This window comes from Streptosporangium sp. NPDC006930, assembly GCF_040635605.1.
Classification (GTDB): domain Bacteria; phylum Actinomycetota; class Actinomycetes; order Streptosporangiales; family Streptosporangiaceae; genus Streptosporangium.
In genome coordinates this window covers 23,399-30,051 of record NZ_JBEYID010000044.1, presented here as the reverse complement: position 1 = coordinate 30,051, position 6,653 = coordinate 23,399, and the positions used below count along the sequence as shown (strand labels likewise).

The window sequence follows — 6,653 nt, the reverse complement described above, 5'->3', positions numbered from 1 at the left end:
CCTGACCATCTTGCCCCCTCATGGCGCCCTGGTCAGCGAAGGTCATCGTCACTGCTTGATCGTCCTGTCTCGCCCTGCTTCACATCAAAAGGACTTCATATGTCCGTGTCTCGCAGGAGTCTGACAGAGAGGGGGCCACCAGCTCCACCTCGGCCGGAAACCTTCCCGCGTTCGCCGCCGGGTCCCGCGTCAAGGCCCGAACCCGCTCTCCTCGGCGGACCAGTTCCGCCACAACGTGCCGGCCGGTGTTGCCGGTGGCACCTGTCACCAAGGTCGTCACAGTCGCGCTCCTTACATCGTCTTTGTCCGGATGCGTCGCTGACGAACCTAGGAACTCAACCGCAGTTGAGGTCAAAAAACCCGCTCCTGTCGCTGCGAGGCGTGTCACCGGATACACGTGAAGCGACACCCGGATTGCCGCACTCGGCCTCCTCGAAGGCCGACAAAGCGACAGAACGACGGCCTCGCGTTCTCGTCGCGGAGACCTCCAATGGTCTTAGGTCCAAGGTCCCAGGCCATGCCGACCGGACGTCCGATGCCGTCGGCCACAACGAACGGCATAGTCGTCCCGAAGACAGCGCGGAACACGCGAAGACAGCGCGGAACACCCAGGGAAGGGAGGGGCGATGATCGGACCGGACGGGTCGAGCACGGGGGCCGCCCCTCCCGGTGCCCTCAGGGGGTGTGCCAACAAATGTCCGCCGGTCCCGGTGCAGCCATGACAGGCCACCGGACCACATACGGACGAAAGGCACACCCATGTCCACAACCCAGTCCCCGGCTCGCAGCCGACGGCCGGGATGGAGCCTCGCGCTGCTCGCGCTCGGGCATCTGATCATCAGTCTCGACTTCACCATCATCTACGTCGCCCTCCCCGACATCGCGGCCGATGTCGGCTTCACCCCGCACACCCTGCAATGGGTGGTCACCGCGTACGTCGTCCTGTACGGAGGCTTCCTGCTGCTCGGCGGTCGGCTGTCCGACCTGGTGGGACGCCGGCGGATGTTCGTGCTCGGCATGGTGCTGTACGGGGTGGCCTCCGTGCTGGGCGGCCTGGCCACGGCGCCGGCGGTGCTGCTCACCGCACGCGCTCTGCAGGGTCTCGCCGGTGCGGCGCTGTTCCCGGCGGTGCTCGCCCTGGTCAACACCACCTTCGCCGAGGGCAGGGAGCGCAACCGCGCGCTGACGGTCTGGGCGATGGCGGGCGCCGGTGGGCTCACGGTGGGCGCGCTCGCGGGCGGGGTGCTCACCCAGGCCCTGGGCTGGCAGGCCGTGTTCTACGTCAACGTCCCGCTCGCCGTCGTGGGGGCCGCCGCCGCCTTCGCCCTGCTGCCTCCGGACGGCCGTGTCACCTCGGGGAGCGTCGACGTGCTCGGAACCCTCACCGGTACGGCGGGCATCACGCTGCTGATCTTCGCGGTCGCGCACGGCTCCGAGGTCGGCTGGACGCAGGCTGAGGTGGTCGCCTCGGCCGTTCTCGCGGTGGTCCTGCTGGCCGCGTTCCTGCGCGTCCAGGCTCGGGGGCGGACGCCGCTGATGCCGCTGCGGCTGTTTCGTAACCGCGCGTTCAGCGGAGCGGTCGTGGTCATCCTCGTCTTCGGGCTGACGATGCAGGCCGTACCGTACTTCCTCACCCTGTACTTCCAGGGTGTCCTCGGTTTCAGCGCCTTGGAGACCGGGCTGGCGTTCCTTGGCCCGACTCTCTCGATCACGGCGGGAAACTTCCTCAGCGAGCGACTCGTCCACCGCTTCGGCACCCGGAGCACGCTGATCACCGGCATCGTCGTCAACGCCGTGGGCGCCGCGTTCCTCGCCCCCGGCATGCACACGGATGGATCCTTCCTCACCGTCCTGGCCGGGATAGTCGTCATCGGTCTGGGCATGGGCATCACCTACGAGGCGATGTGGATCGCCGCGGGCACCGGCGTCTCGGCGGACGAGCAGGGGCTGGCCTCCGGGGTGGCCTCCACCGCGCTGCAGGTGGGAACCGCAGCGGGTCTGGCGGTTCTGGTGGCCGTCGCCAACCACGGCATCGAAGGGCTGTCCGGGCAGGCGCTGCGCGTCGCCTCCGCCGAGGGGATGCGCGCCGCCGTCTACGTCCTGGGCGCCGTCATGCTGACGGCTGTTCTGGCCGCCCTCAGGCTCCCCGGTCCGCGTGCCCGGGGCGCCGCCGCGTCCCAGCCCGCCCCCGACCCGGACACCGCCGACCTGCACCCCACCGGCTGAACGGTCTGCCCCCGGGACTCGAGCATCGGTCCAGCGCAGGAAAGTGCTCACTCACCAGCGGCTACCAGCCACCGGGTCTGCCCGATCAGCTGACCCGGTGGCTCCCGTCAGCGCCAGATGACGGCCTGGGTGCGGAGGCCGGACCGACATCGACGACCCCCGGTTCATCGAACTTCGTCGGCGAGCTCTCCCTCGGCAGTCCTCGCTTCAGCAGGCTCTGGGCCCGCCACGACGTGAACACGTGCGAGGGCACCCTCAAGCGCATCGATCACCCCCAGGTCGGTGGCCTGTGGCTGAACCGGGAGAGACTGGGCGTCAGCGGCGCGACAGGCCAGACGCTTGTCATCCTCCACCCGGCCCCCGGCACCGACAGTGCCGACAGGCCGGCGCTCCTCGCGTCCGTCACGCGGACGTGACGCCGTCCTTGCTCAGCCGATGACGACGCCGCGGCGATCACTCGCGTCGACGCTGTCCGGCCTGATCCGGGAAACAGCGGGTCACCGCGTTCAGCGGGTGATGGCGGCCAGCATGAGACGTCGTGCGCGTGCCGGTGCGGTGGCGTCGGCGAGGAGCTGGATCTCCTGGTTGGCCGACATCGCGATCCCGATCAGGGTCGTCACGAGGTCGTCCGCGTCCTGCGTCGTGGTGATGTCGCCCGCGGTCCGCGCGATCACGATCTGCTCGCGCAGGAAGGTTCGCCATTGGGTCACGGTGGTGAGGAGAAGGCTCCGCAACTCGCCTGGCCGGCCGTCCAGCTCACAGGACGCGGCGGTGATGAAGCAACCGTTGGGAAACGGGCTGCTGTCCAGGTAGCCGCACCACAGATCGATCAGCGCACGCAGGCGCGGCAGGCCCGGCTCCTCCTTCATGCTCGGCGCGACGACGGCGGCGACGAACATGTCGGCCGCCTTGGTCAGCACGGCGGACTGCAGTTCGGCGCGGGAGCCGAAGGGGCCGACGACGCCTGCCTTGCTCATGCCGAGGGCTTCGGCCAGGGAGCCGATGGTCAGCGCGTGGAGGCCGTCGCTGGAGGCCTTCGTCACGCCGGTGGCGACGATTCGGTCGCGGGTCAGCTGGGCCGCCTCAGCGGATCTTCTCATGATTGACGAGTTTAGCAAACGATCGTACGCTAACCGATTAACGAACGATCGTAAGCTAAAAAGGGGTCCGGAAGATGCGTGTTCGGTGGCTGGGCTGGGCCGGGGTGGAGCTGGAAGCGCGGGGTCACAGCGTGGTGATCGACCTGCTCGGCCGTCCGGAGGGAGTGCTGGAGGACACCCCGTTGTCGGCGCCCATGCCGCAGGTCGTCCGGCCCCGCACCGAGGGGGACGTGATCGCCGGGCTGTGCACGCATCTGCACCGAGACCACACCGATGCCGCGGCACTGGCCGAAGCGCTCCGCCCCGACGGCCGGGTGCTGCATCCCGTCTCCTTCGGTGGCGACGACCACGAGAATCTGTGGACGCTCAAGGCCGATCGCGAGCTCGACGAACGGCACCTGTCCCGGCGTCCGATGGGTCTGTGGGAGACGGTCACGATCGGCCCCTTCACGATCGCGGCCGTTCCAGCCGTCGACACCCTGGGTGATCCGCAGGTGTCCTGGGCCGTCGAAGCGGGCGGAAAGCGCGTGCTGCACCTGGGCGACAGCATGTTCCACGGCTACTGGTGGCGCGCCGCCCACCGGTTCGGGCCGTTCGACGCGGTGCTCACTCCCATCAACGGGCCGACCGTGTGCTTCCCGCACTGTCAGCCCCCGAGTCCGTACCCGGCCTCGCTCGACGCCGGCCAGGCGGCCGTGGCCGCGCGCCTGCTGGGAGCGAGGGTCGCGGTGCCGATCCACTACGACGGATTCCACATCGACGGCTTCTATGACACGCGGCCCGATGAGCTTTCCCGATTCCTGGACGCGACCTCGGCCGAGACCTATGAGGTCGCCGCTCTCAGGCAGGGCGAGGACATCACCCTCTGAGGGCTGTTTCCTGAGACCGCCGGTCAGCGGCCCGCGTACGTGATCATCGCTGAGTGGTCGACCTTCCAGTTGCCGTTGTAGCAGGCGACATGCCGGATCATCACGCGGGTCGTGTACCACTCCCAGGGGGCCGACAGGTTGCAGAACTCCGCGTTGTAGCCGACCGCGGTGACCTGGACATTGTCCGGGGACGCGCCGACCTCGGTGAAGACCACCTGCTTCTTGGGGCCATCGGGACTATTGCTGATCTGCACGGTCCCGCGCCGGGAGTTGTAGTTCAGATGGGTCATTGTCATCGGGATGACGCTCGTGCCGGGGGCGATGTGGAAGGTGTAGGCGAAGCGATTCGACTCGGAGTGCCCGACGAGAGGCCGCTCGCGGTGGTAGGTGAGGCTCCATCCGGTGTTCAGCGGCGCGCCGGCGGCGTCGTAGCAGCGCACCACGATTTTCTGCGCGGGCGGCGTTACCTGCCATCCGGCCACCTTGCAACGCGCCGGTACGGACGGATCGACCGCGGTGACCTGGATGTTTCCCGCATGAACCTCCGAACCGAACCCCGGCAGGGTGACCATCCACACTCCCAGGAGCGTCGACGGCTCGACGGTGTTCACCGCGGCCGGACCCGAGGAGTTGAACCGCCCGACCACCGCGGAGCCGTCCCAGTGCACGTACCCGAACGCCTGGGGCACGGAAAGATACTGGGAGCTGTCTCCGAAGGAGAGGGAGAACCACGAGGCGATCGGGCCGACACCGTGCCGGTGGCACTGGACCGCCACGACCTCGTCGGCACCCGACTGCCACCAGCCCTCGACCTGGCACCAGTCGGCGGAAGAGGAGATCGCCGTGACGTGGGCGACTCCCCCCGAGGCCCTTCCGATCTGCGGGAACCTCACGAACACCTGACCGGGACCGCCCAAAGTGGTCTGGACCCAATATCCGCCTGGCCACGAGCCCCCCTGGCGTGAGTAGTCCGGGATGCCGTCGCTCCTGATGACGGCGAACCCCCAGCGGGGAGGGTCGGCCGCCGTGGCCGCCGTGGCGGTCGCGGTGAGCCCGGTCGCGGCCAGAGCCACGACGCAGAACATCCGTACGATCATTGCCCATGACCGGCGCATGACATCCTTCACCACGTTGGAGAGAGGGGGGTTAGGCCCTTGATAACCCGCCAACCAAGCGGTTGAGAAGACCCAAATCAACCGGAAAAGGGGGAAGTGACGCTCTGCGTGGGCGGACCGGTCACGTGTCCCAGGTGACCGGGAGGCTTTTCACCCCGTAGATGTCGGCGGTCTCCGGGCGCAGGGCGACCTCCTCGGCCGGCACAGCCAGGCGCAGGGTGGGGAAGCGGTCGAGCAGGGCGGGGAAGGCGACCCGCATCTCGACGCGGGCGAGCTGCTGGCCCAGGCACTGGTGGATGCCGTGGCCGAAGGCGAGGTGCCCGCCGTCCTGCCTGCCGAGGTCGAGCCTGTGGGGGTCGGCGAAGCGCTCGGGGTCACGGTTGGCGGTGTTGTACGACAGGATCATCATCGAGCCGGCCCTGACGGTCTGGCCGCCCAGCTCGACGTCCTCCAGCGCGACCCTGAAGAACTGCTTGGCGACGCTCAGATATCTCAGCAGCTCCTCCACGGCCCGGTCGACGAGCGTGGGGTCGGCGCGCAGGGCGGCGAGCTGCTCCGGGTTGCGCAGCAGCGCGAAGGTGCCCAGCGCGAGCATGTTCGCGGTGGTGTCGAACCCGGCCGAGAGCAGGATCAGGGCCATGCCCTTCAGCTCCTCGTCGGTCAGGTCGCTGTCGAGCAGGTCGCTGAGCACGTCGTCGGTGGGATTGGCGCGCTTGGCGGCCACCAGCTCGGCGAGATAGTCCTGGGTCGCGGTGTAGGCCGCGAACAGTTCCTCGTCGGCGACCTCCCCGCCGAGGAACTTGTCGATGTTCTCCTGGAAGCGGTCCCGGTCCTCGTACGGCACGCCCAGCAGCTCGCAGATGATGACGGAGGGGATGGGCCTGGCGAACGCGGCCACCAGGTCAGCTGCCGGTCCGGCCTGCTCCATCGCGTCCAGGTGCTCGGCGGTGACCTGCTCGACGCGCTCGGTGAGCTGCCGCATCCGCCGGACGGTGAATCTGCCCACCAGCGGTTTGCGATAGCGGCCGTGCTGCGGCTCGTCCATCAGCAGGAACTCGCCGGGCGGCGCCGGGGGCACCTGGAGGTCGCCGAGGTCGACCAGCGGGTGGTGGCGCATGAGCTCCCTGCGTGAGCTGAACCGGGGGTCGGCCAGGACCGACCGGACCAGGTCGTATCCGGTGACCAGCCAGCCTGCGTGTCCGTCGGGGAAGGTGAAGCGGCTGATCGGGCCGTGCTCGCGGGCGTCGAGCAGCTCCTTGGGCGGGTCGAAGGGACAGCCGGGCGGGCGTGCGGTCGGCAGCGTGGTGACGATGTGTTCCATGGTCGTTCCTCTTCTCGGCGTG

General features: G+C 68.8%; 7 protein-coding genes. 3 read left to right on the top strand and 4 right to left on the bottom strand.

What is annotated here, in order from left to right; all coding sequences use genetic code 11:
* Positions 1–79 precede the first annotated feature (79 nt).
* The gene (locus ABZ664_RS38705; RefSeq protein WP_362522133.1) at positions 80–280 is read right to left on the bottom strand and encodes an NAD(P)H-binding protein; all 201 of its coding nucleotides are present in this window, start codon (positions 278–280) and stop codon (positions 80–82) included.
* A gap of 479 nt (positions 281–759) precedes the next feature.
* Between ABZ664_RS38705 and ABZ664_RS38700 the strand changes: the two genes are divergently transcribed.
* Both ABZ664_RS38700 and ABZ664_RS38695 read left to right on the top strand, forming a co-directional pair.
* Positions 760–2,226: an MFS transporter gene (locus ABZ664_RS38700; RefSeq protein WP_362522131.1), complete on the top strand. Its 1,467-nt coding sequence runs from the start codon at positions 760–762 to the stop codon at positions 2,224–2,226.
* Positions 2,223–2,642: a hypothetical protein gene (locus tag ABZ664_RS38695; protein ID WP_362522135.1), complete on the top strand. Its 420-nt coding sequence runs from the start codon at positions 2,223–2,225 to the stop codon at positions 2,640–2,642. Before ABZ664_RS38700 ends, ABZ664_RS38695 begins: the two co-directional genes overlap by 4 nt.
* Positions 2,643–2,732: 90 nt before the next feature.
* Here ABZ664_RS38695 and ABZ664_RS38690 read toward each other — a convergent pair whose 3' ends face one another.
* The gene (locus ABZ664_RS38690; protein ID WP_362522129.1) at positions 2,733–3,326 is read right to left on the bottom strand and encodes a TetR/AcrR family transcriptional regulator; all 594 of its coding nucleotides are present in this window, start codon (positions 3,324–3,326) and stop codon (positions 2,733–2,735) included.
* A 74-nt stretch (positions 3,327–3,400) separates the two neighbouring features.
* Between ABZ664_RS38690 and ABZ664_RS38685 the strand changes: the two genes are divergently transcribed.
* Positions 3,401–4,195 carry an MBL fold metallo-hydrolase gene (locus ABZ664_RS38685; RefSeq protein ID WP_362522127.1) on the top strand — a complete coding sequence of 265 codons (795 nt, stop codon included), beginning with the start codon at positions 3,401–3,403 and terminating at the stop codon, positions 4,193–4,195.
* A gap of 23 nt (positions 4,196–4,218) precedes the next feature.
* Here ABZ664_RS38685 and ABZ664_RS38680 read toward each other — a convergent pair whose 3' ends face one another.
* Positions 4,219–5,280 (bottom strand): hypothetical protein, encoded by a 1,062-nt coding sequence (locus ABZ664_RS38680; protein WP_362522125.1) that lies wholly within the window; start codon positions 5,278–5,280, stop codon positions 4,219–4,221.
* Between the two features lie 151 nt (positions 5,281–5,431).
* Positions 5,432–6,631, bottom strand: a complete 1,200-nt coding sequence (locus ABZ664_RS38675) for a cytochrome P450 (RefSeq protein ID WP_362522123.1) — start codon at positions 6,629–6,631, stop codon at positions 5,432–5,434.
* Positions 6,632–6,653: the final 22 nt, after the last annotated feature.